At 69.8% G+C, this 20,795-nt stretch carries 14 protein-coding genes; 10 read left to right on the top strand and 4 right to left on the bottom strand.

The window, feature by feature from the left end; translation table 11 throughout:
* The first annotated feature begins 110 nt into the window (after positions 1 to 110).
* The 7 genes from P1P70_RS05440 (at position 111) to P1P70_RS05410 (ending at position 11,246) form a co-directional block, all read left to right on the top strand.
* A complete protein-coding gene (locus P1P70_RS05440; RefSeq protein ID WP_319235014.1) occupies positions 111 to 1,358 on the top strand; it encodes a D-arabinono-1,4-lactone oxidase in 1,248 nt (415 codons plus the stop codon).
* Positions 1,359 to 1,492: 134 nt separating this feature from the next.
* Positions 1,493 to 2,788 (top strand): ROK family transcriptional regulator, encoded by a 1,296-nt coding sequence (locus P1P70_RS05435; RefSeq protein WP_319235012.1) that lies wholly within the window; start codon positions 1,493 to 1,495, stop codon positions 2,786 to 2,788.
* Between the two features lie 248 nt (positions 2,789 to 3,036).
* Positions 3,037 to 4,299 (top strand): sugar ABC transporter substrate-binding protein, encoded by a 1,263-nt coding sequence (locus tag P1P70_RS05430; RefSeq protein ID WP_319235010.1) that lies wholly within the window; start codon positions 3,037 to 3,039, stop codon positions 4,297 to 4,299.
* Positions 4,300 to 4,322: 23 nt separating this feature from the next.
* Complete coding sequence (locus tag P1P70_RS05425) at positions 4,323 to 5,288, top strand: sugar ABC transporter permease (RefSeq protein WP_319235009.1); 966 nt, start codon at positions 4,323 to 4,325, stop codon at positions 5,286 to 5,288.
* On the top strand, positions 5,285 to 6,187 hold the full coding sequence (locus tag P1P70_RS05420; RefSeq protein ID WP_319235008.1) for a carbohydrate ABC transporter permease: 903 nt from the start codon (positions 5,285 to 5,287) through the stop codon (positions 6,185 to 6,187). Before P1P70_RS05425 ends, P1P70_RS05420 begins: the two co-directional genes overlap by 4 nt.
* Positions 6,188 to 6,230: 43 nt before the next feature.
* Complete coding sequence (locus P1P70_RS05415; protein ID WP_319235007.1) at positions 6,231 to 9,131, top strand: glycoside hydrolase family 2 TIM barrel-domain containing protein; 2,901 nt, start codon at positions 6,231 to 6,233, stop codon at positions 9,129 to 9,131.
* 1,071 nt (positions 9,132 to 10,202) lie between these two features.
* Positions 10,203 to 11,246 carry an alpha/beta fold hydrolase gene (locus P1P70_RS05410; RefSeq protein ID WP_319235026.1) on the top strand — a complete coding sequence of 348 codons (1,044 nt, stop codon included), beginning with the start codon at positions 10,203 to 10,205 and terminating at the stop codon, positions 11,244 to 11,246.
* Between the two features lie 311 nt (positions 11,247 to 11,557).
* On the opposite strand, the gene P1P70_RS05405 is transcribed toward P1P70_RS05410, so the two are convergent.
* Entirely contained in the window at positions 11,558 to 11,692 is a 135-nt protein-coding gene (locus P1P70_RS05405) for a hypothetical protein (RefSeq protein ID WP_319235005.1), read from the bottom strand.
* A gap of 307 nt (positions 11,693 to 11,999) precedes the next feature.
* Here P1P70_RS05405 and P1P70_RS05400 point away from each other — a divergent pair, with 307 nt between their 5' ends.
* Complete coding sequence (locus P1P70_RS05400; protein WP_319235004.1) at positions 12,000 to 13,319, top strand: jacalin-like lectin; 1,320 nt, start codon at positions 12,000 to 12,002, stop codon at positions 13,317 to 13,319.
* On the opposite strand, the gene P1P70_RS05395 is transcribed toward P1P70_RS05400, so the two are convergent.
* Positions 13,258 to 15,366, bottom strand: coding sequence for a zinc ribbon domain-containing protein (locus P1P70_RS05395; RefSeq protein WP_319235002.1), 2,109 nt, complete (start codon positions 15,364 to 15,366; stop codon positions 13,258 to 13,260). The two genes, P1P70_RS05400 and P1P70_RS05395, sit on opposite strands and share 62 nt — an antisense overlap.
* Before the next feature lie 207 nt (positions 15,367 to 15,573).
* Between P1P70_RS05395 and P1P70_RS05390 the strand changes: the two genes are divergently transcribed.
* Together P1P70_RS05390 and P1P70_RS05385 are read left to right on the top strand one after the other, a co-directional pair.
* Positions 15,574 to 16,158, top strand: coding sequence for a TetR/AcrR family transcriptional regulator (locus tag P1P70_RS05390; protein WP_319235001.1), 585 nt, complete (start codon positions 15,574 to 15,576; stop codon positions 16,156 to 16,158).
* Positions 16,159 to 16,251: 93 nt separating this feature from the next.
* On the top strand, positions 16,252 to 17,661 hold the full coding sequence (locus P1P70_RS05385; protein ID WP_319234999.1) for a hypothetical protein: 1,410 nt from the start codon (positions 16,252 to 16,254) through the stop codon (positions 17,659 to 17,661).
* On the opposite strand, the gene P1P70_RS05380 is transcribed toward P1P70_RS05385, so the two are convergent.
* The gene (locus P1P70_RS05380) at positions 17,606 to 19,363 is read right to left on the bottom strand and encodes a DUF2264 domain-containing protein (protein WP_319234997.1); all 1,758 of its coding nucleotides are present in this window, start codon (positions 19,361 to 19,363) and stop codon (positions 17,606 to 17,608) included. The two genes, P1P70_RS05385 and P1P70_RS05380, sit on opposite strands and share 56 nt — an antisense overlap.
* Positions 19,364 to 19,575: 212 nt before the next feature.
* Positions 19,576 to 20,739: an aminofutalosine synthase MqnE gene (gene mqnE, locus P1P70_RS05375; protein ID WP_319234996.1), complete on the bottom strand. Its 1,164-nt coding sequence runs from the start codon at positions 20,737 to 20,739 to the stop codon at positions 19,576 to 19,578.
* Between the last annotated feature and the right edge of the window lie 56 nt (positions 20,740 to 20,795).

Genomic DNA, 20,795 nt, shown 5'->3' with positions numbered 1-20,795 from the left:
TAAGCGGTCTCTACGGTAGGCAGGCGCTCGTGGGGAGGTCAATGAAGCGGTCGGCGGACCGGGCGGAGAGGATGGCCCTCGACAGCTACGGCCAGCGGAGGACATCAGACATGACGACCGAGACCCTGACCAACTGGGCCGGGAACATCACGTACACCGCCAGGGAGCTGCACCGGCCGGGGTCCCTGGACGCGCTGCGGGCCCTGGTCGCGGGCAGCGAGCGGGTGCGGGTGCTGGGCAGCGGGCACTCGTTCAACGAGATCGCGGAGCCGGGACCCGAGGGTGTGCTGCTGTCGCTGACCGGGCTGGCCCCGGAGATCGAGGTGGACACGACGGCCCGTACGGTACGGGTCGGGGGCGGCGTCCGGTACGCGGAGCTGGCCCGCACGGTGCACGCCCACGGTCTCGCCCTGCACAACATGGCCTCCCTGCCGCACATCTCCGTCGCGGGTTCGGTGGCCACCGGTACGCACGGTTCCGGCGACGGCAACGGTCCGCTCGCGGCGGCGGTGCGCGAGGTGGAGCTGGTCACGGCGGACGGGACGACGCTGACGCTCGCGCGCGGCGACCGCCGTTTCGGCGGGGCGGTGACCTCGCTCGGCGCGCTCGGCGTGGTCACCGCGCTCACCCTCGACCTGGAGCCGGCCTTCGAGGTCGGCCAGCAGGTCTACGGTGAACTCCCTCTGACGGGGCTGGACTTCGACGCGGTGTCGGCGGCGGCGTACAGCGTGAGTCTCTTCACCCGCTGGCGGCACTCCGGCTTCGACCAGGCATGGGTCAAGCAGCGCGTGGACCGGGCGGCGGCGGACTTCCCGTGGGCGGCGCCCGCGACCGAGGCGATGCATCCGGTGCCGGGGATGCCCGCGGTGAACTGCACCGAGCAGTTCGGGGTGCCCGGGCCCTGGCACGAGCGGCTGCCGCACTTCCGGGCGGAGTTCACGCCGAGCAGCGGGGACGAGTTGCAGTCGGAGTACCTGCTGCCGCGTTCGTTCGCCGGGGAGGCGTTGCACGCGCTCGACGGGGTCCGGCATGTCGTCGCGCCGGTGCTCCAGGTGTGCGAGGTGCGTACGGTCGCCGCCGACGAGCAGTGGCTGAGTCCCGCCCACGGCCGGGACACGGTCGCGCTCCACTTCACCTGGGTCGCGGACCCGGCGCCCGTGCTGCCGGTGGTCCGGCGGGTCGAGGAGGTGCTCGCGCCGTACGGGGCCCGGCCGCACTGGGGCAAGGTGTTCACGGTGCCGGCGGCGGAGCTGCGGGCGCTGTATCCCCGGCTGGGTGATTTCCGGGCGCTGGCCGAAGTCCTGGACCCGGCGGGCAAGTTCCGCAACGCCTTTGTGCGGGAGGTGCTCGGTGCGTGAGTCGAGCGTGCGGCGTCGGGGAGACTTCGTAAACCCCCTTTCCTAACCCCTTGTAGAAAGTCCCTCCTCGCCATAGCCTGGGCGCCGCGCCGGGGCAGCAGGCCTCGTCATGGCCTGGAGGGATCGAGGGGATCATGTCGTCGGTGAAGCGCACCTCACGCGACATCCGCACCGCGAACCGCTACGAGGTGCTGCGCCAGATCATCGCCAAGTCTCCCACCTCCCGGCAGGAGCTGGCGGCGGCCACCGGGCTGAGCCTGGCCACGGTCGCCACACTCGTGGGCGAGCTGCTCGACCTCCGCATGATCACCGAGGTCGGGTTCGAGGACTCGGCGGGCGGCCGTCCCCGTGGGCTGGTGGCCGTCAACGCGTCGGGGGGCGCGTTGATCGGCGTCGACATCGCGGAGACGTACGTCCGCGTGGAGCTGTTCGACCTGGCGCTGAACATCCTGGCCCGCGCCGAGGAGAGCGTCCGCCCCGGTGAGAGCCTGCCCGAGCAGATGGTGGGGCACGTCGCCGCCGCCGTCGGTTCCGCGGTGGCGCAGGCCGGCACCGAGGGCGCCCGGGTGCTCGGCGTCGGGGTGAGCGTGCCGGGGCAGGTCGACCGTGCCACCGGCACCTCGGAGTACGCGCCCAACTGGGACTGGCACGACGTGCCGCTGCTCGATCTGCTGACGGAGCACATCGCCTACCCCCTCTACCTGGACAATCCGCTGCGCGCGGTCGCGGTGGCCGAGCTGTGGTTCGGGGCCGCCCGCGGCCGCGGGGACGCCGCGGTGATCACCCTCGGGACCGGTGTGGGCGCCGGGCTCGTCCTGGACGGCGGGCTGCACCGGGGGGTGAGCAACAGCGCCGGCGAATGGGGCCACACGACGATCGTGCTGGACGGCCGGCTGTGCCACTGCGGCAACCACGGCTGCGTGGAGACGTACGTGGGCGCCCCGGGGATCATGCTGAACCTCCGGGAGCTGAGTCCGCGCAGTACGCTGCTGCACCCCGAGGACCAGACGGCCACCATCGCCGCCCTGGCGCAGGGCGTGACCCGGCGCGACCCGGTGGCGGTCAAGGTGGTGCGCGACACCGCCCGATATCTGGGCGCGGGCATCGCGGACCTGGTCAATCTGTTCAATCCCGAGGTGGTCGTGCTCAGCAGCTGGGTCGCGGCCGCCCTGGGTGAACCCCTGGTCGCGGAAGTGCGCGAGGCCGTCGCCCGGCACGCGCTGCCGCGTCCGATGGCCGCCACCGAGATCGTGCTCTCCCAGATCCCCTCGGACCCGGCCTGCCTGGGCGCGGCCACGTTCGCGCTCGAAGGGGCGCTGCAGTCCGTGGGACAGAAGCCGGGCACGCGTGCCGCCCCGGTGCGCGGCAGGCCCGCCGTACGCCGCCGCGGGCGGTCCGAAGAGCGCGACAGCCTGCGCGAACACCCCTGAGCCGAGGGCCGCCGGACCCTGACCCGGCGGCCCTCTCCCCCACGTCAAACCCTTTGCGTCGCACGGACGTTCGGAACACCGAACCGAATACAACGCTTCGAACAGACTTCGTCCAACCCCTTGCCGAAGCCTTAGCCGAAGGTTAACGTCCCGCACCGCAAGCCTCTTTGAGCCACTGAGCCAACAGGCACTGAGCCGCCGAGCCATGGGCGCAGAGCCGCAGCCGTACTCGAGACAAGGACGTCAGCATGTCGGCATTCAGGAACAGCAACTTCGACCGCCGTACCGCCCTGCGGGCCGCGCTGGGTCTGGCCGCCGCCGGCGGACTTGCCGCGTGCGGCGGCAACACCGGCAGGAGCAGCAGCGGTGGCGGCGCCGGCCTCACGCAGTACTTCCACGCGTACGGCGAGGCGGGCACCGAGCAGGCCATCAAGCGGTACGCGAAGGCCTACAAGGAATCCAACGTCACCACGCAGTGGATCACCGGCTCCAACTTCGAGAGCAAGCTCTTCGCCTCGCTCCTCACGGACAAGGCCCCCGACTGCTTCGAGTTCCACCCGCAGCTGCAGATGATCGAGAGCGGGCAGGTCGCGGACCTGAGCGACCTGATAAACCCGGTCAAGGACGACTTCAACCAGGCCGACATCCAGTCGCACACGGTCGACGGCAAGATCTACGGCATCCGGATGATCGACGACCCGCAGTTCTTCTTCTACCGCAAGTCGATGTTCGAGAAGGCCGGTGTCGAGGTCCCGCAGACGCTGGAGGAGCTGGCGGAGGCCGCCGCCAAGCTGACCACGGACAAGGTCAAGGGCGCCTACCTCGGCAACACCCTGCACTCGATGGTCAACCCGCTGATCTGGTCGGCCGGCGCGCAGCACCTGGACGAGAAGAACCAGATCGCCTACCACACGGACGCGGTCGTCGACGGCTTCAAGCAGCTGCGCAAGCTGTTCACCAGCGGCGACCTGCTGCTCGACGCGCCGACCGACTTCTGGGACCCGTCGGCGCTCAACCAGGGCCTGACCGCCATGCAGTGGTGCGGCATGTGGGCGATGCCGCAGATGCAGGAGGCGCTCGGCGACGACCTCGGCATCTTCCCGTTCCCGAAGGTCGGCAGCGCCGGCAAGCAGTCCGTCTACAACGGCGGCTGGTCGATGTTCGTCAACGCCAAGGGCAAGAACGTCGACGAGACCAAGGAATACGTGAAGTGGCTGTGGATCGACCAGAAGGACTACCAGGAGGACTGGGCGCTCTCCTACGGCTTCCACATCCCGCCGCGCACCTCGATCGCGGAGTCCGCCGAGAAGCTGAAGTCCGGTCTGCCTGCTGAGGGCGTGAAGCTCTTCAACGAGTTCGGCCACTTCGACAACATCGGCTGGACCCAGGCGAGCATCACCGCCCTGGAGGACGTCCTCGCCAACTCCGTCCGCAAGGGCAACGACCCGGACAAGGAACTCACCAAGGCCGACGCGAAGGTCAACAAGGAACTGAAGAAGCTCTTCGGCTAGGCCGACGGACAGGTACTCACGACATGTCGACCATCACCAAGGACGGCGTCTCCAGCCCCGCCCCGGCGAAGGCCTCTCCGGCCAAGCCGCGGCGGGGGCTGCGGGGCTCCCCCACCTTCAACTTCTGGCTCTTCACCGGGCCGTTCCTGATCGGCCTGGCGATCTTCGTCTATCTGCCGATCCTGTGGAGCCTCTACCTGTCGTTCTTCGAGGCACGCTTCACGGTCACGCCGAGCGAGTTCATCGGGCTCGACAACTACGTGACGATGCTGACCGACGAGGACTTCGTCGGATCGCTCGGCACCTTCACCGTCTTCGCCGCGTTGATCGTGCCGCTGACCTGGGCGACCTCGCTCGGCCTCGCGCTGATGGTGAACCGGCTGCGGTTCATGCGGGCGTTCTTCCGCTCGGTCTTCTTCCTGCCGACGGCGGTCAGCTACGTCGCCGCCTCCCTGATCTGGAAGATGTCCATCTTCAACGGTGTCCGCTTCGGTCTCGCGAACACCTTCCTGGGCCTCTTCGGCATCGACAACACCGCGTGGCTGGCCAGCCCCGACCCGCCCTGGTACTGGCTGCTCATCGTGACCGTACGCCTCTGGCTCCAGGCCGGCTTCTACATGATCCTCTTCATCGCGGCCCTGCAGAACATCCCGCAGGAGATGTACGAGGCCGCCTCGATCGACGGCGCCAAGCCCGGCTGGCAGACGTTCTGGCACATCACCCTGCCGCAGCTGCGGGCGACCTCCACGGCCGTGATCCTGCTGCTGCTCGTGGCGGCCTATCAGGGCTTCGACGAGTTCTTCAACCTGCTGAACAAGACCACCTGGGGCAGACCGCCGTTGGTGGAGCTGTACTACAAGGCGCTCGGTGAGAGCCAGGACTACGGCGCGGGCAGTGCGGGCGCGCTGATCCTCACCGTACTGATCTGCCTCGTGACGCTGCTCCAGGGCAAGATCATGGGATTCGGAAGGGGTGAGGAGTCCAAGTGACCACCACCACGACACCTCCGGCGGACCGGGTCGACCGGGTCGACGTTTCGGCCAAGCCGCGCCGCGTCCGGACCGGCAGCGTGATCGGCTCGACCGGTCTCTACATCGCCACCGGCATCGCGGCGGTCCTCTTCCTCATCCCGTTCTATCTGATCGTCCGCAACGCGCTGATGACGGACCCGGAGATCACGGGCGAGGAATGGAAGTGGTTCCCCACCGACATCCAGTGGGGAAACATCAGCGAGCCGTTCGACGACCCCTCGGTCGACTTCGCGCGCTCGCTGTGGAACTCGGCGGTCGTCGGCGTCCTGCACACCGTCGGCACCCTGCTGGTCTGCTCGCTCGCCGGATACGGCCTGGCCCGCATTCCGTACAAGCACGCCAACAAGGTCTTCTACGCCGTCCTCGGCACCCTGATGGTGCCGACCGCCGTGACCTTCGTGCCCAGCTTCGTGCTGGTGTCGTCCCTCGGCTGGATCGACACCTACCGGGGGCTCATCATCCCGGGCCTGTTCAGTGGTTTCACCTGCTTCCTGTTCCGGCAGTACTTCCTGGGGTTCCCCAAGGAACTGGAGGAGGCGGCACGGGTGGACGGGCTCGGTTACATGGGCGCGTACTGGCGGGTCGTCGTACCGAATTCGCTGAACTTCTTCGCCGCGATGGCGACGATCACGTTCATCAGTGGATGGAACTCCTTCCTGTGGCCCCTGGTCATCGGCCAGGACCCGAGCGCGTGGACCGTCCAGGTCGCGCTCTCCAACTACACGACCGGCCAGACCGTCAACTTCCACCTGATCTTCATGGCCACGGCCATTTCCATCCTGCCTCTCGTTTTCGTCTTCCTCTTCCTCCAGCGCTGGCTGGTGCAGGGCATCGCGCAGACTGGCATCAAGGGCTAGGGGGTGTCTCGAAACACCCCCTAGGAAATCAGCAAGGAGACCGATGTCTTTCCGCACCGCCGACACCACCGGCTCGACCGGCGCCACCACCCCGTCCGTCGACTACGTCGAGGACGTCTCGCCGGGCCGCGGGGCCCTCCCGCCCCGCGCCTGGTACGCGTCCTCCGACGCCCGGACCCTGTCGCTGAACGGCGTCTGGCGCTTCCGGCTGTCGCCGACCGCCGACGCGGAGGACGACTCGTTCGCCGCCGAGGGGTACGACGCCGAGGGCTGGGGCCGGGTGGCCGTCCCGGGTCACTGGGTGATGCAGGGCCACGGGGCCTACGGGGCGCCGATCTACACCAATCATCTGTACCCGTTCCCGGTGGACCCGCCGAGGGTGCCGTCGGAGAACCCGACCGGTGACCACCTGCGGTACTTCGACCTGCCGGACGGGTGGTCCTCGGACGGTGGCGCCGTGCTCCGTTTCGACGGGGTGGAGTCGTGCGCACGGGTGTGGCTGAACGGCACGGACATCGGTGAGTTCAAGGGCTCCCGGCTGCCGCACGAGTTCGCGGTCGGGCACCTGCTGAAGCCGGCGGGGAACGTCCTCGCCGTCCGGGTCCACCAGTGGTCCGCGGGCTCCTATCTGGAGGACCAGGACCAGTGGTGGCTGCCCGGGATCTTCCGGGACGTCACGCTGCTGCACCGCCCGGCGGGCAGCGCCCTCGACTTCTTCGTGCACGCCTCCTACGACCACGTCGGCGGCATCGGGACCCTGCGTGTCGACTCCGACGTCGACGGCCGGGTCCTCGTGCCCGCCCTCGACATCGATGTCGCGACCGGCGAGCCGGTGACCGTCCCTGTGGAGCCGTGGACCGCCGAGACGCCCCGGCTGTACGACGGCGAGCTGGTCACGGCGGGCGAGCGCGTCCCGCTGCGGATCGGTTTCCGTACGGTCGTCCTGGAGGACGGTCTCCTCAAGGTCAACGGGAAGGCGATCCTTTTCAAGGGCGTCAACCGGCACGAGTGGCACCCGGTCAAGGGCCGCTCCCTCGACCTGGAGACCATGCGCGAGGACGTGCTGCTGATGAAGCGGCACAACCTCAACGCGGTCCGCACCTCGCACTACCCGCCGCACCCCGCCTTCCTCGACCTGTGCGACGAGTACGGCCTCTGGGTGATCGACGAGTGCGACCTGGAGACCCACGGCTTCACCGAGCAGAACTGGCGGGACAACCCCGTCGACGACGACCGCTGGACCCCGGCCCTCCTGGACCGCGCGGCCCGGATGGTCGAGCGCGACAAGAACCACCCCTCGGTCGTCATCTGGTCCCTCGGCAACGAGGCCGGCACCGGCCGCGGCCTGACCGCCATGGCCGAGTGGATCCACGGCCGCGACGGCTCCCGCCTGGTGCACTACGAGGGCGACTGGGACTGCCGGGACACCGACATCTACTCCCGGATGTACGCCGACCACGCCGAGACCGAGCGCATCGGCAAGCGCCTGGACGGCGGCACCCACAAGCGCCGGCAACTGCCCTTCATCCAGTGCGAGTACGGGCACGCCATGGGCAACGGCCCCGGCGGAATCGCCGACTACCAGCGCATCTTCGAGGCGCACGACCGCATCCAGGGCGGCTTCATCTGGGAGTGGATCGACCACGGCGTCCAGCACCCGACGCTGGGCTACGCGTACGGCGGCGACTTCGGTGAGGAGCTGCACGACGGCAACTTCGTGTGCGACGGCCTGGTCTTCCCGGACCGGACGCCGTCGCCCGGTCTGATCGAGTTCAAGAAGGTCATCGAGCCGGTCCGGATCGACGGCGACGGCTCGGCCGGGACGGTCCGGGTGCGCAACGCGTTCGACTTCCAGGACCTGTCCTCGCTGGCCTTCGAGTGGGCGTACGAGGTGGACGGGAAGACGATCGAGGCCGGGACCCTCTCGGTGCCCGCCCTGCGGCCCGGTGAGTCGGCCGAGGTGAAGCTGCCGCAGCCGCCGGTCGGCGGACCGGCGGGCGAGGCACTGTGGACCGTACGGGCACTGCTGGCCGAGGACACCGCCTGGGGGAAGAGGGACCACCAGGTGGCGTGGACCCAACTCCCGGCTGCGGAACGGCCGTTGCCGACCGTGAGCGCCGGTGACGGCCCCGTGGCGAGCGAGAAGCTGATCTATCTCGGCCCGGCTTCCTTCGACGTCCGCACGGGTGCGCTCAAGACCATCGGCGGCGTCGAGGTGACGGGGCTGCGGCTGGACGTCTGGCGGGCGACCACCGACAACGACGAGGGCGCCTGGAACGGCAACACCTGCTACAGCAGGCTGTGGCGGGACCTCGGCCTGCACCGTGTACAGCACCGCCTGGACGGGGTCGAGTTGGGCGCCGCGGCGCTGACGGTACGCACACGGGTGGCACCGGCCGCCCGGGAGGTCGGCCTGCGCGCGACGTACCGGTGGACCGCCGACGACACCCGGCTGAAGCTGACCGTGTCGGTGGAGCCGGACGGTGACTGGACCGTCCCGCTGCCGAGGCTCGGCATCCGCTTCGGGCTGCCGTCGGCGAACGCGGTGACCTGGTACGGCGGCGGCCCCGGCGAGGGCTACCCCGACACCAAGTCGGCTTCCATGGTGACCCGTTACCACTCCACGGTGGACGACCTCCAGACCCCGTACCTCCGCCCGCAGGAGAACGGCGCCCGGCCCGACGTGCGCTGGGCCGAGCTGGGCGGTCTGCGCATCGACGGCGCCCCGGAGTTCGGGTTCACGGCCCGTCGCTGGACCACCGAACAGCTGGACGCCGCCGCGCACCTGACGGACCTTCAGGCGGGCGACGCGGTCTGGGTCAACCTCGACCACGCCCAGATGGGCGTCGGCTCCCAGTCCTGCGGCCCGGGCCCCCTGCCGCAGTACCACCTGCCGGCAGGACCGGCGGAGTTCTCCTTCGTGTTCTCCGCGACGGGGTCGTAGGGCGACTGGTGGACAGCGGCCGGCCGGTGTACGAGCCGGGCGGCCTCTGTCCGTCGGGGGCTTCGGGCAGAGTCCGGACACCTCACCGCCGGGAGCTTCCGTGCGTACGCCGTCCGACCGATCGCAGGAACCGTGGATGACCGTACGAGCTGCGGGGCCTGACAAGCCGGAGCTGGGTGTGAGCGACGATCAGGATGCATGTCCAGCGGTCCGCCGCCTCAGGACTACGGAGTTTCGGGGTGGTCCAGCCGAGGGTCTGCTTCGCGAAGCGGAAGGTGTGCTCCAGGTCTCGGCTTTTGCCGTAGTTGGAGGAACGACTGGGAGGCGCCCCCGGCGCCGAGCAACTGACCCGTAAGCAGTTCGCCACACCCTCCAAGCCCACGCCCGGACCGTGTCCCGTTCGGTGCACCGGCAACCCGGCGACGCGTGTGAAGCACCACGGTCGACCGGCCACCGCATCCGCATCACTGGTCCGAGGTGGGAGCGCCGCCGCTCTGCCATGTCGCCAATTGGGGACGCGGCACGACACGGTTGGACGGTTATGAGCGCGAGTACCCGCCCGCCAACGACGGCGGACCGCTACTGAGTCATGCTGGGCGCCGCTCTTCGGCAGGTCGCGACAGGTGAAGCCGCCCCAGACGTCGGATCCTGTCGGCCGCATCGAGAGCTGAGGGCCGGCCCGTTCTCCGCCGTGCTTCACCCGGAGGAGACCAACCACCATCAGATCCCGCTGCGCCCGCCGTGCGCCGGTCCGGCCCATCAACACCCCTCGACGGCAAGGCCGCCGACGACGAGGGCTGGTCGCCAGCCGTCCGATGCCCGGGCGCGCTGGAAGGGCGCGAGCGGTCGGCTACGGACGGCCGGAGCGCCGGCACGGAGAAAGTGCACGTCACACGACTAGCTCTCTGCTGTGGCACGGACGGTCTCGCGCATCGAGCGTGGTGTGGACGGGGCGACGACGCCCCAGCCGAGCTCACAGAACGGATCCTCATGCCCGTCACCGTGAAAGACCACCGGGTACCCCACAAGTCCACCGTCCCCGCGAATAAGGGCAAGGACGTCGAACTCTTCGTGCGGGAGCGCGACGGCACGCCCCCCGGCCACTCCGACGAGCGCACGGCCGTCCTGATGCTCCACGGCCGGAGCGTTCCGGTGCTCGCGGGCTGTGATCTCGATTTCAAGTCGTACAGCTGGGCCGATGCGCTGGCCAAGGCCGGTTACGACGTCTTCATGATGGACCTCCAGGGCTCGGGGCTGTCGCCGCGGCCGACGATGGAAGACCCTCGCAACGTCAACCCCGCCCAGCAGCACCTTCTGAAGCCGAGGCCTCCGGGTTTCACGCCGGGCCCGCCGAACTATCCGTACCAGCTGACCAATTCGGACAGCGACCGGGACGAGCTGAACACCGTCGTGGAGTGGATCATCCGCGAGCGTGGGGTGAAAAAGGTCGCCTTCATCGGCTGGTCCGCGGCCGCCTTCACGATGGGTCCTTACGCGGTCAAGAACCCGGGCAAGGTGTCGAGCCTGTTCCTGCTGGCGCCGATCTTCCCGCCTGAGGGGACGTCGAATGCCCCCGACCCGCTGCCTCAGCCCGGCTTCCCGATGTTCCTGAGCACCAAAGAGGGAACCTGGAACGGGTGGACCAACGAGGTGCACTGCGATGGGCAGCGCGAAGAAGAGATGCGTGACAAGGTGTGGGACGCGATCATGAAAAGCGATCCGGTGGGCAGCACGTGGGGACCGGTCGGTGAAGGGCGCAATCGCATCAGAAACTTCGTACGGTGGGGCTGGAACAAGACCACCGCGGCGCAGGGCGGCGTCCTCGGCGGCAGGGTGCCGGTCCTCATCGCGTACGGGGAGTTCGACAGGCAGGTGAACACGTCGAGCGAAGATCCCGAATTCAACTTCTCGGTCACCGCGCTCTACAACGCCATCGCCGGCGACCACAAGCTGATGGTCGAGCTGGACTGCGCCGGGCATTCGGTGGTGTGGGAGATGCAGCACAAGAACGTGCACAACCTCTCGAAGCACTGGCTCAAGCACCTGAAGGTCGACGGCAAGACCCATGGCATCTTCAACATGAACACCAACGGCGACATCAGCCCGGCTCCGTAGAAGAGCCGAGCCCTCGACCACGAACCGTGAGGGCCCAGAGCCCATACGCCAGCCCTACGCCCTCGTTCGGGCCGCCACAGGCACCGGTGAGGTGGAGTCCGCCGTCTCCGCGCCCTCGCCCGAAGTGCGGGCCGACGCCATCGTCGGTGGCGTCGCCCTGAGCGCGGGCGACCGGGCGGATGATCTGATGGATCCAGGAGCGCCGACCGGCGCTGTCCCGAGGTCCACCCGGTTCTGGTGGTCCCGTCGTTCGAGACTGGGACCACCAGATCCGGCAGTACTCCCCGATGACCGGTGACGTGCGGGCTCGATCAAGGGGCCTCGATGAACGGCAGCCCGACTGCGGCGCGCTTCTTCTGGATGTTGAACGACATCCACAACAGCCGGATCGACGGCACCCGGCACGACAACGAGATCTGCAGATGGGGCTGCAGCGAGAAGCTCAACCCGGCAGGAGACGGGGCTGAGCACACCGGTGGAACGGCTCACCGAACCGCGCCTGCCCGTCGAGGACACGGCTCCCTGGATCGCGGTGTCGGCGGCGGCTCAGTCGGCCCTGGAGCGCTGGACACGGCGTGCGGGTACGCCTCGGACTGACGGGGCCGGATCGACAGGGCGGGACTGACGGGGTGACACGTCTTGCACTGTTTCCCCACCGGGCCTTGCGCGCCACACCCGTGAACCTCGAACCTGAGCACAGTTCGACTTACTCGCGGTTACACCCACTCCCCCGAGCGGAGAGACACCCCCACCATGAGAAGACTTCTCGGCGCCCTCACGGCCGGTGCGATCGCCGTCGCCGGCCTCGCCACCACCGGCGCCACCCCGGCCGCGGCCGCCACCAGCGGCACGTTCAACGTGTTGACGTACAACGTCGCCGGCCTCCCGGAAGGGCTGAGCTCCGGCAAACCGGCGACGAACACCCCGCTGATATCGCCGCGCCTCGGGGCGTACGACATCGTCAACGTGCAGGAGGACTTCAACTACCACGCGGCGCTGTACGCGGGTGACAACCACCCGCACCGCACCGCCACCAGTGGCGGTGTGCCGTTCGGTGACGGCCTCAACACGCTGTCGGACTACGCGTTCGACGACTTCCAGCGGGTGAAGTGGAACACCTGCACCGGCACCAACTGCCTGACCCCCAAGGGCTTCTCGCTGGCCCGGGTGCGGCTGGACGAGGGCGTCTACGTCGACCTCTACAACGTGCACACCAACGCCGACTCCGACGACGCGGCCCTCGCCGCCCGCCGCGCCAACGTCACCCAGCTCTCCGAGTTCATCAAGGCGAACTCGGCGGGCAACGCGGTGATCGTGATGGGTGACACCAACACCCGCTACACGCGCACCGGCGACAACATCCGCTCGCTCGTGTCGGAGAACGGGCTCACGGACCCGTGGGTGCAGCTGGTCAAGGGCGGTGTCGCCCCGGCTCTGGGCGCCGACGCGCTGGTCTGCCCGACGACCGCCCCCACCAACGACTGCGAGGTCGTCGACAAGGTCTTCTTCCGCGACAGCAACGTGGTGGACCTGACCGCCACCCGCTACAACAACGACTGGGCCAAGTTCCTCGACTCCGCGGGCGCCAACCTCTCCGACCACTTCCCGCACGCGGTCGACTTCTCCTGGACCCTCAACTCGCGGCTCCGGGCCAGTGACTTCCTCGGCGGCCCGCACGGCACGGCGTTCACCGACGCCGACGACCTGCCCTCGACGGTCTCGCCCCGCACCCTGACCCTGCGCGGCGGCTCCCGCCTCGACGCCGTCTCGCTCACGCACGACGGCGGTAGGACGCTGACCCACGGCGGCACCGGCGGCACGGCGACCTCGCTCACCCTGGCCTCCGGCGAGCATCTGACCTCGGTGAAGCTGTCGCAGGGCCAGAAGGACGGCCGTACCCGGATCTTCTCGGCCTCCTTCGGCACGGACAAGGGCCGCACCCTCGCCTCCGGCACGGCCACCTCGGACACGAAGACCTTCACGGCCCCGTCCGGCTGGCAGATCGTGGGCTTCACCGGCCGCTCGGGCGACGAGATCGACAAGCTGGGCGTACTGTACGCGCCGATCGGCTGACTGCGGACGGCCTGAGGCCGACCCGCGCTTCGGCCGTCACCCGGCCTCGGGGCCCTTGATCACCGGGCGGTAGCGTCTCTGACCAGCTTGGCGATCCCATGTCAGACGTAGTGTCTGGCTCGGGTTCTGCCCATCGTGGAGGAGTCGCGTGGACGTGCAGGTGGAAACCCGCGCCCAGTGCTGTTCCTCGTGGCCGGTGTCGGCTGATGGGTGTGATGGTCGTCGTCACGCTCTGGTGCCGGTGGGCTGCGCGGGGCAGCCGTCCGCGGTCCGTGTGGGCGTGTCCCTCCGGACGCTGGCCCGCCGGGCCCGAGGACTTGGCGGGGGAGGGTGTCCGGCGTCGCCTGGGCGTCGGACGTGCTGGGTGTCGCCGGGTGGGTCCGGTCTTGGACCGGTTCGTCCGGCGGGTCTTCGGCGCGGGGGTGATGACAGCGCCCGCTTCGAGCTTGTCGATCACGGTGCGGATGGCCATGGCCCCGCGGGTGTGGTCGGTGACGGTCTTGCTCTGGTGGGTCAGGCCGCGTGCGGCGATACGCCGCCAGGCGCCCTCGTCGCGGTCGCCCTGCCAGCCGCAGGAGTCGCAGACGGCCCACTTCCAGCCGGGTGTGGCGGGCCGGTCGGGGGCCCTGCGGTGCCGCAACACCTCCAGGCACTGCGGGCAGTGCCTGGAGGTGCCCCGCGCCGGGACGGTGACCACGGCGATGCCCGCCTCGGCGGCCAGGTGCCGTATCCGGTCCACGATCTGCCCGCGCACGGCTTGGGAGAGCCGGGTGTTCATAGTGCGGCCCATGCCCCTGGCCTCCATCGAGCGGAGGTCTTCGACGTAGATCACGGTCGCCGAGGCGGCGATGGCCAGGTCGACGGCCCAGCGTGCGGCAGCCCGGGCTAGGGCATCGTTGAGGTTCGACCGGCGGCCGGACACGTGCCGGATCTCGTCTTCGAGAACCTGGTGCCTGGCCGTCAGGGCATGCTGTTCGTCTTCGGCGATGAGCCGCCGGTAGTGATCGGCCTTGGCGTGCAGGTGCTCGGACAGGCGGCGCAGCCAGTGCTGCTTGGCAAGAACACCAGCCGCACGGAACATGCCCCCGCCGCCGAGGGCCGCGATCGTTCGGTCGCCGTGCAGCCGTGCGGCCCCGGCGGACAGCAGGGTATTCAGTCCCCAGTCCACGCCGAGCGCGACCATATGCCCGCTCCGCCGCGCCTTCGGGACGGCGTGGGTGTAGGCGAGGTCTGCCCGCACGCCCTGATGGAGACGCAGGGTGGGCAGGTGCAGCACCGCGCTGGCGGGGACCGTTGGCGGCAGGCTGACCGGGCAGGCCACCCACGTCCAGTCCTTGTAGGACCGTGGATCAGGGCGCGTGGGCAGTTGCAGCCGCAGCAGCGCCCGGCCCGACTCGTCGGCGCGTTCCATGGTGGCCTGCTGCCCGTCGCAGGCGGACAGCAACAGCATCCGCGCGATCCGGGGCGCGGCCTCCAGCTCGAACACGTGCACCGGCATCCGGCCGTGTTGCTTGACGAACGCGATGATCTGCCGGGTACGGCCCTTGATGACACTGGACGGCAGATACCCCCCGCCGGGCACCGCCTCACGCACCTGGTCCCACTCCTGCGGGGTGCGCTTCGCTGGGACGGCGGGCCAGGTGGCGATGACCGCGGCGGTCAGGTCGGCGCGCCACTTCGTCGCGCGCAGCGTGCGCCCGGCGCTCTCCTGGGCCATGCGCACGATGCGGTCATTGACGCGGATGCCCCCGGCCGGGCCGACGGTCCAGCCCAGGCGGCGCAGGGCCATCCAGGCATTCGACGGCAGCTTGCGGCCCCCGGCGTCCTCACCGGCGGCCAGCACGTCCACATCGGCGGCGTTCCAGTGCTCGGCCAGCAGCGCGGCGGCCATGCCCGAGGCCAGATCAGCAGCCCAGCCCACCCTTCCCGCCAGAGCCGAGGTGGACAGGAATTCCCCCGTCTCCTCATCCACACCCGTACGCAGCAGGCCACGTACGCAGGCGGTGCGAGCGATCTCGCCCCCGGCAAGCGGCAGTTTCCGGCTCATCTGTGGCCCCTTCCCGTCCGCGATGCTGTCATCCGATCAACGCTCCCCACGGAAGGTCACGCATTCGATCCACGTACCCACATACGACACCGACACCGAGCACACGGCATGACGCCCGACGGATGAAGAATCACTACGGATATCCAAGGAAATGCGGGACCCTTGGCGTTCTCGGGTCCAGAGGTTCCAGATGAAGAGGTGGTCTCCATGGCCCGTGCCGGGCTCACCGTCGACCGGGTCGTGGAGGCCGCGGCCGGTCTCGCGGACGAGATCGGGTTCGAGAAGGTCACCCTGTCCGCCCTCGCGCGGCACTTCGGGGTGAAGGACGCGAGTCTGTACTCGCACGTCAAGAACCTCCAGGATCTGCGCACCCGGGTCGCTCTGCTGGCGGGCGGCGAGATGATCGACCGGATCGCCGAGGCCGTGGCGGGGCGCGCGGGCCGGGACGCGCTGGCCGCCTTCGCCGGGGCCTACCGGGAGTACGCCCTCGACCACCCCGGCCGGTACGCGGCCACGCAACTCCCCGTCGACCAGGCCCTCGTCGCCGACTCCCCCGCCCTGCGCCGCACCGCCGAGATCACCTACGGCATGCTCCGCGCCTACGGCCTCGGCGAACCCGACCTCACGGACGCCGTCCGCCTGCTGCGCAGCACCTTCCACGGCTACTGCGCCCTGGAGGCCGGCGGGAGCTTCGGCGCGGCGCGGGACGTGGGCCGGTCCTGGGACAAGGCCGTGGAGGCCTTGCACGTGGCGCTGACCCACTGGCCGGGAGAGGACAAGGGACGGGCGTAGCCATCGTCAGGGGGACGCACCAGGCCTCTTGAGGTCTCAAACATTTTCCGCCTCGGCGGCAACCCTCCGCCCCTTCGGCGGCGACCTCAAGGCATGACACCTGCAACACCCTCCCCCTCCGCCCCGCCCAGACACCGTCGCCGCCGCCTCGCGCGCAAGCCCGTCATCGGGTCGCTGGTGGCCGCGTCCGTGCTGGCAGGGGCCTGGTACGCGACCGCCGGGGCCGCGCCCTCGGCCCCCTCGGCAGCCGGTGATCTCACCGTCACGAACACGACCGTGAGCCTGTCGGCGAAGTTCCCCTATCTCTCGGCGGGCTACAACAACAGCCGGGAGTGGACGCGGACGGCGACGGCCGTCGCACCGAACGGCACCCTGCGGGTCGCCTGGCCCGCCTCGGACGGCATCCACGTCACGCCGCTGACGGCGGCGGGCAAGCGCTCCGGCGCCGACACGGTCGTCAAGGGGACGAAGGAGGTCGGGGGGCTCGTCGCGCACAACGACGGGTTCGCGCTGCTGACCCGGGTCGCCGACACCAACAAGTGGAAGGAGACCGCCGCCGCGCTCGTCCGCTACAAGAACGGCAAGCAGGCCTGGCGGACGAAGCTCACCGGCAAGTCCAGCAACGACACGGCCCCGCTGCTCGACGGGCAGCTCGCCTGGAACGGCAAGAAGTACGGTGCCTACTTCGTCGTGCACGGCGCGGGCGGCTTCGCCGACGGCCACTTCGGCGACAAGCTCTCCTACGTCGGCTCCACCGGCAAGAAGCTCGGCGGCGGCTGGGGCTGGGGCTGCTCCCACAACGAGGGCATAGCCCTGCGCGCCGAGACCAGCGGGAACTTCACCTCCCTCTGCTTCGACGACTGGCGCTCAGGCCTGTTCGTCTCCACCGGCATAGCCGCCCCGGACAACGCGCCCGTCGTCCAGCGCGAGCAGTGCTGGGCGGGTTACTGCGGCGGCACCTTCGCGGGCCGCACCGGCGAGATCGTGAAGTCCTCCACCGGTCGCTACGCCACCGCGTTCGCCTCGCGCGGCGCGGCCTCCGCCAAGAAGAACCCGGACGACGCGAGCGGACGGGGCTGGACGGTCAAGCCGAGGACCAGCACGCACCAGGTCGCCCTCGCGTTCCTCAAGAACCGCAACACCCCCTCGGGCAAGCCGGTCTACCTGACCTCCGCCAAGGGCACCGAGCACGTCAACGTGCGCGTCGCCCCGTACGGCAAGAACCGGCTCCTCGTCTCCTACGAGACCCTGAAGAACGCCAAGTGCGCGAGCGGCACCTGCACCGGCACCTTCACCGGCACCCACTTCCGTCTCGTCGACTGGAACGGCAAGCTCCAGGGCGCGGACAAGGTCGTGAAGGCGCGTATCTCCGGCGACATCGCGGTCCTGAAGGACGGGACGCTGACCTGGGCGTACGCGCCCGTCACCCCGTCCTACACGACCGCCCTCACCGGGGCGTCACCGACCACGAAGACGCTGAAGATCGCCCGTCTGAAGCCGTAGCCGCACGGTCGAACCGGAACGCCGCCCGCTCGCCGTCGGCCCACGTCACGACCACGTCGTGCGCCCCCTCCACCACCACGGACACCAGGTCCGTGAGCGGCAGGGGGTCGGGGTCGGCGGTGAGACGGGCGAGGGCGACGAAGAGGGTGCCGTCCTCGGCCGTCGTGCCGTCGCATCCGGGGGCGTCGGTCTCCGAGAGGCCGTGCGCGGGCGCGAGTTCGGCCCGTACGCCCTCCGCCGCCGCCCATCCCGTGACCCGCACCGGGGTGGCGGGCGCCGCGCCGCTCACCAGATGAGCCCGGACCTCGACCGCGCCCCGGGCCACGACGAGGCTGGTGACCCGCACACCGCCGTCACCGACCGCGTGCCGGGACGCGGCCCACCCCTCCCCCACGCCCAGCGGCTCGATGCCGACGCGGCCGGCGTCGCCGTCGACGATCACGCTGTTGTCGTACGTCCGAGCCGGCTCCGCCAGGGGGACGGGCTCCGTCACGGTCGAGTACGCGAGGCGGGTGTAGAAGGGGTCGTAGCGGACGTCCTCGCTGCCGTGGTTGTGGAGGCGGACCAGGCCGTCCGAGCGTGTGGACTGCAGCAGCCAGTTGGGCGGGCCGACGGGACGCAGCTCGTCCTCGCGTTCCACCGGGCCCGGTTCCTCCGTCGCCGTCCACACCGGGTGGTCCGGCGGCAGGAGCAGGCCGAGGAAGCCCTTGCTGGCCCAGTACGGGGAGGCCGGCCCGGAATAGCCCTGCAGGACAGCGGGGTTCGGGCCGTGCCAGCCCAGGGACAGCAGGCCCCGGTCGTCCACCGCGCCCCGGTCGAGGAAGTACTTCAGCGCCCCCGAGGCCAGCCGCCGTGTCTCGCCGGGCGACAGCGGCGTACGGCCGGTGAGGGCGCCGAGCCACAGCGGGACGGTCGTCGCGAAGCGGTAGGTGAGGGAGCGGCCCTGGTGGAGGGGGGCGCCGTCGCCGCCGAACAGGCGGGCGTAGTCGCCGAGGTGGGTCGCGAGGCGGTCGCCGTAGCGGGCGAGGAGGCGGTCGTCGTTCGCGAGCCAGGCGTGCAGCACCGGGTAGAGGTGCATGGCCCAGCCGTTGTAGTAGTCGAACTTGCGGCCGTCTCCGTCGGTGTACCAGCCGTCGCCGAGGTACCACTGCTCGATCCGGTCGAGGCGCTGCTCGACGACCCGGCGGGACAGCTCCGGTTCGTACCCGATCTCCTCGAGGAAGCCGCCGACGGTCACCGGGAACAGCTCCCAGTTGCAGGGCCAGGGTTCGGCGGTGAGCGCGTCGCCGAGCCAGGCCGCTGCGCGCTGGCGGACACCGTCGTCGAGGCGGTCCCAGAGTTCCTTCCGCGTCACGCGCAGCGCGAAGGCGATCGACGCGGCCTCGACGAGGGGCTGGCCGCGGTCCTCGATGCGCGGCCAGACGCCGGACACGCCGGCGGCCAGGCCGTCGGCGTAGCGGGCCAGCGCGGTCTCGTCCCTGCGGAACGCGGCGAGGAGGAGGGTGCGGGCGTAGCCCTCCAGGCCGTCGGAGAGCCGGCCGGACCAGCTGGTGCGGTCGCCGGGCAGGTCGTACAGCGCTCCGTCGGCCGTCGCGTACGGCTCCACCGCGGCCAGCAGTGAGTCGGCCGCGGCCTCCCAGTGGGCGCGGGTGTAGCCGGTGTACGGGCTGAGGGTGCGGTCGGCTTGGGGCTGGGGGTGCATGGCGCTGCGCTTTCTGACCGGGGTGGGTTTTGGGGCGGCTGGGGTGTGTTGTCGGGTGCGGGTGCGTGGGGCTTCTCGCGCAGTTCCCCGCGCCCCTGAAAAGCAGGGGCTGCGCCCCGTGCTTTTTTTCGGGCCGAAAGGGCCGCAGGCCTTTCAGGGGCGCGGGGAACTGCGCGAGAAGCCCCACGCACCCGCACCCGACAACGCGCCCCTCAGAGCCTCATCGGCTGCGGGGACTCCCTCCGCGCCGGGTCCGGGCCCTCGTACTCTCGGATGATCTCGTACCTCGTGTTGCGTTCCACGGGGCGGAAGCCGGCGTCGCGGATGAGGTCCAGCAGGTCCTCGCGGGTCAGCTTGTTCGGCGTGCCGTAGTTGTCCGCGTCGTGGGTGATCTTGTACTCGACGACCGAGCCGTCCATGTCGTCCGCGCCGTGCTGGAGCGCCAGTTGCGCGGTCTGCACGCCGTGCATGACCCAGAAGACCTTGACGTGGGGGACGTTGTCGAAGAGGAGGCGGGAGACCGCGAAGGTCTTCAGGGCCTCGGCCCCCGTGGCCATCTGGGTGCGGGCCTGGAGGCGGTTGCGCACCTTGCCGTCCTGCACGTCCACGAAGTCGTGCTGGTAGCGCAGGGGGATGAAGACCTGGAAGCCGTTCGTCTCGTCCTGCAGTTCACGCAGGCGCAGGACGTGGTCGACCCGGTGGCGGGGCTCCTCGATGTGGCCGTAGAGCATGGTGCACGGGGTCTTGAGGCCCTTCTCGTGCGCCAGGCGGTGGATCCGCGACCAGTCCTCCCAGTGCGTGCGGTGGTCCACGATGTGCTGCCGGACCTCCCAGTCGAAGATCTCCGCGCCGCCGCCCGTCAACGACTCCAGGCCCGCGTCGATCAGTTCGTCCAGGATCTCCGACGCCGTCAGGCCGCTGATCGTCTCGAAGTGGTGGATCTCCGTGGCTGTGAAGGCCTTCAGCGAGACGTTCGGGAGGGCGGCCTTCAGCTCCTTCAGGGAGCGCGGGTAGTAGCGCCACGGGAGGTTCGGGTGCAGGCCGTTGACGATGTGCAGCTCGGTGAGGTTCTCGCCCTCCATCGCCTTGGCGAGCTTCACCGCCTCCTCGATGCGCATCGTGTACGCGTCCTTCTCTCCCGGCTTGCGCTGGAAGGAGCAGTACGCGCAGGAGGCGGTGCACACGTTGGTCATGTTGAGGTGGCGGTTGACGTTGAAGTGGACGACGTCGCCGTTCTTCCGCGTCCGCACCTCGTGCGCCAGACCGCCCAGCCAGGCCAGGTCGTCCGACTCGTACAGCGCGATGCCGTCCTCGCGGGTCAGCCGCTCACCGGAGCGGACCTTCTCCTCCAGCTCGCGCTTGAGCCCGACGTCCATGCCCACACCTTTCACCGACCGACCGACCTGGATGAACGAATGAATCAAATGAATCA

Origin of the sequence: Streptomyces sp. MB09-02B (assembly GCF_033794485.1) — a bacterium.
In the GTDB taxonomy this organism is placed as follows: Bacteria; Actinomycetota; Actinomycetes; order Streptomycetales; family Streptomycetaceae; genus Streptomyces.
This window is presented reverse-complemented; position numbering and strand designations above follow the sequence as displayed.

What these genes read in the sequence shown, in the direction of transcription:
- P1P70_RS05400 (WP_319235004.1), top strand. Translation starts at nt 12,000, where the DNA reads ATGAGAAGACTTCTCGGCGCCCTCACGGCCGGTGCGATCGCCGTCGCC.
- P1P70_RS05385 (WP_319234999.1), top strand. Translation starts at nt 16,252, where the DNA reads ATGACACCTGCAACACCCTCCCCCTCCGCCCCGCCCAGACACCGTCGC.
- mqnE (WP_319234996.1), bottom strand. Translation starts at nt 20,739, where the DNA reads ATGGACGTCGGGCTCAAGCGCGAGCTGGAGGAGAAGGTCCGCTCCGGT.
- P1P70_RS05435 (WP_319235012.1), top strand. Translation starts at nt 1,493, where the DNA reads ATGTCGTCGGTGAAGCGCACCTCACGCGACATCCGCACCGCGAACCGC.
- P1P70_RS05395 (WP_319235002.1), bottom strand. Translation starts at nt 15,366, where the DNA reads ATGAGCCGGAAACTGCCGCTTGCCGGGGGCGAGATCGCTCGCACCGCC.
- P1P70_RS05440 (WP_319235014.1), top strand. Translation starts at nt 111, where the DNA reads ATGACGACCGAGACCCTGACCAACTGGGCCGGGAACATCACGTACACC.
- P1P70_RS05430 (WP_319235010.1), top strand. Translation starts at nt 3,037, where the DNA reads ATGTCGGCATTCAGGAACAGCAACTTCGACCGCCGTACCGCCCTGCGG.
- P1P70_RS05425 (WP_319235009.1), top strand. Translation starts at nt 4,323, where the DNA reads ATGTCGACCATCACCAAGGACGGCGTCTCCAGCCCCGCCCCGGCGAAG.
- P1P70_RS05380 (WP_319234997.1), bottom strand. Translation starts at nt 19,363, where the DNA reads ATGCACCCCCAGCCCCAAGCCGACCGCACCCTCAGCCCGTACACCGGC.
- P1P70_RS05390 (WP_319235001.1), top strand. Translation starts at nt 15,574, where the DNA reads ATGGCCCGTGCCGGGCTCACCGTCGACCGGGTCGTGGAGGCCGCGGCC.
- P1P70_RS05415 (WP_319235007.1), top strand. Translation starts at nt 6,231, where the DNA reads ATGTCTTTCCGCACCGCCGACACCACCGGCTCGACCGGCGCCACCACC.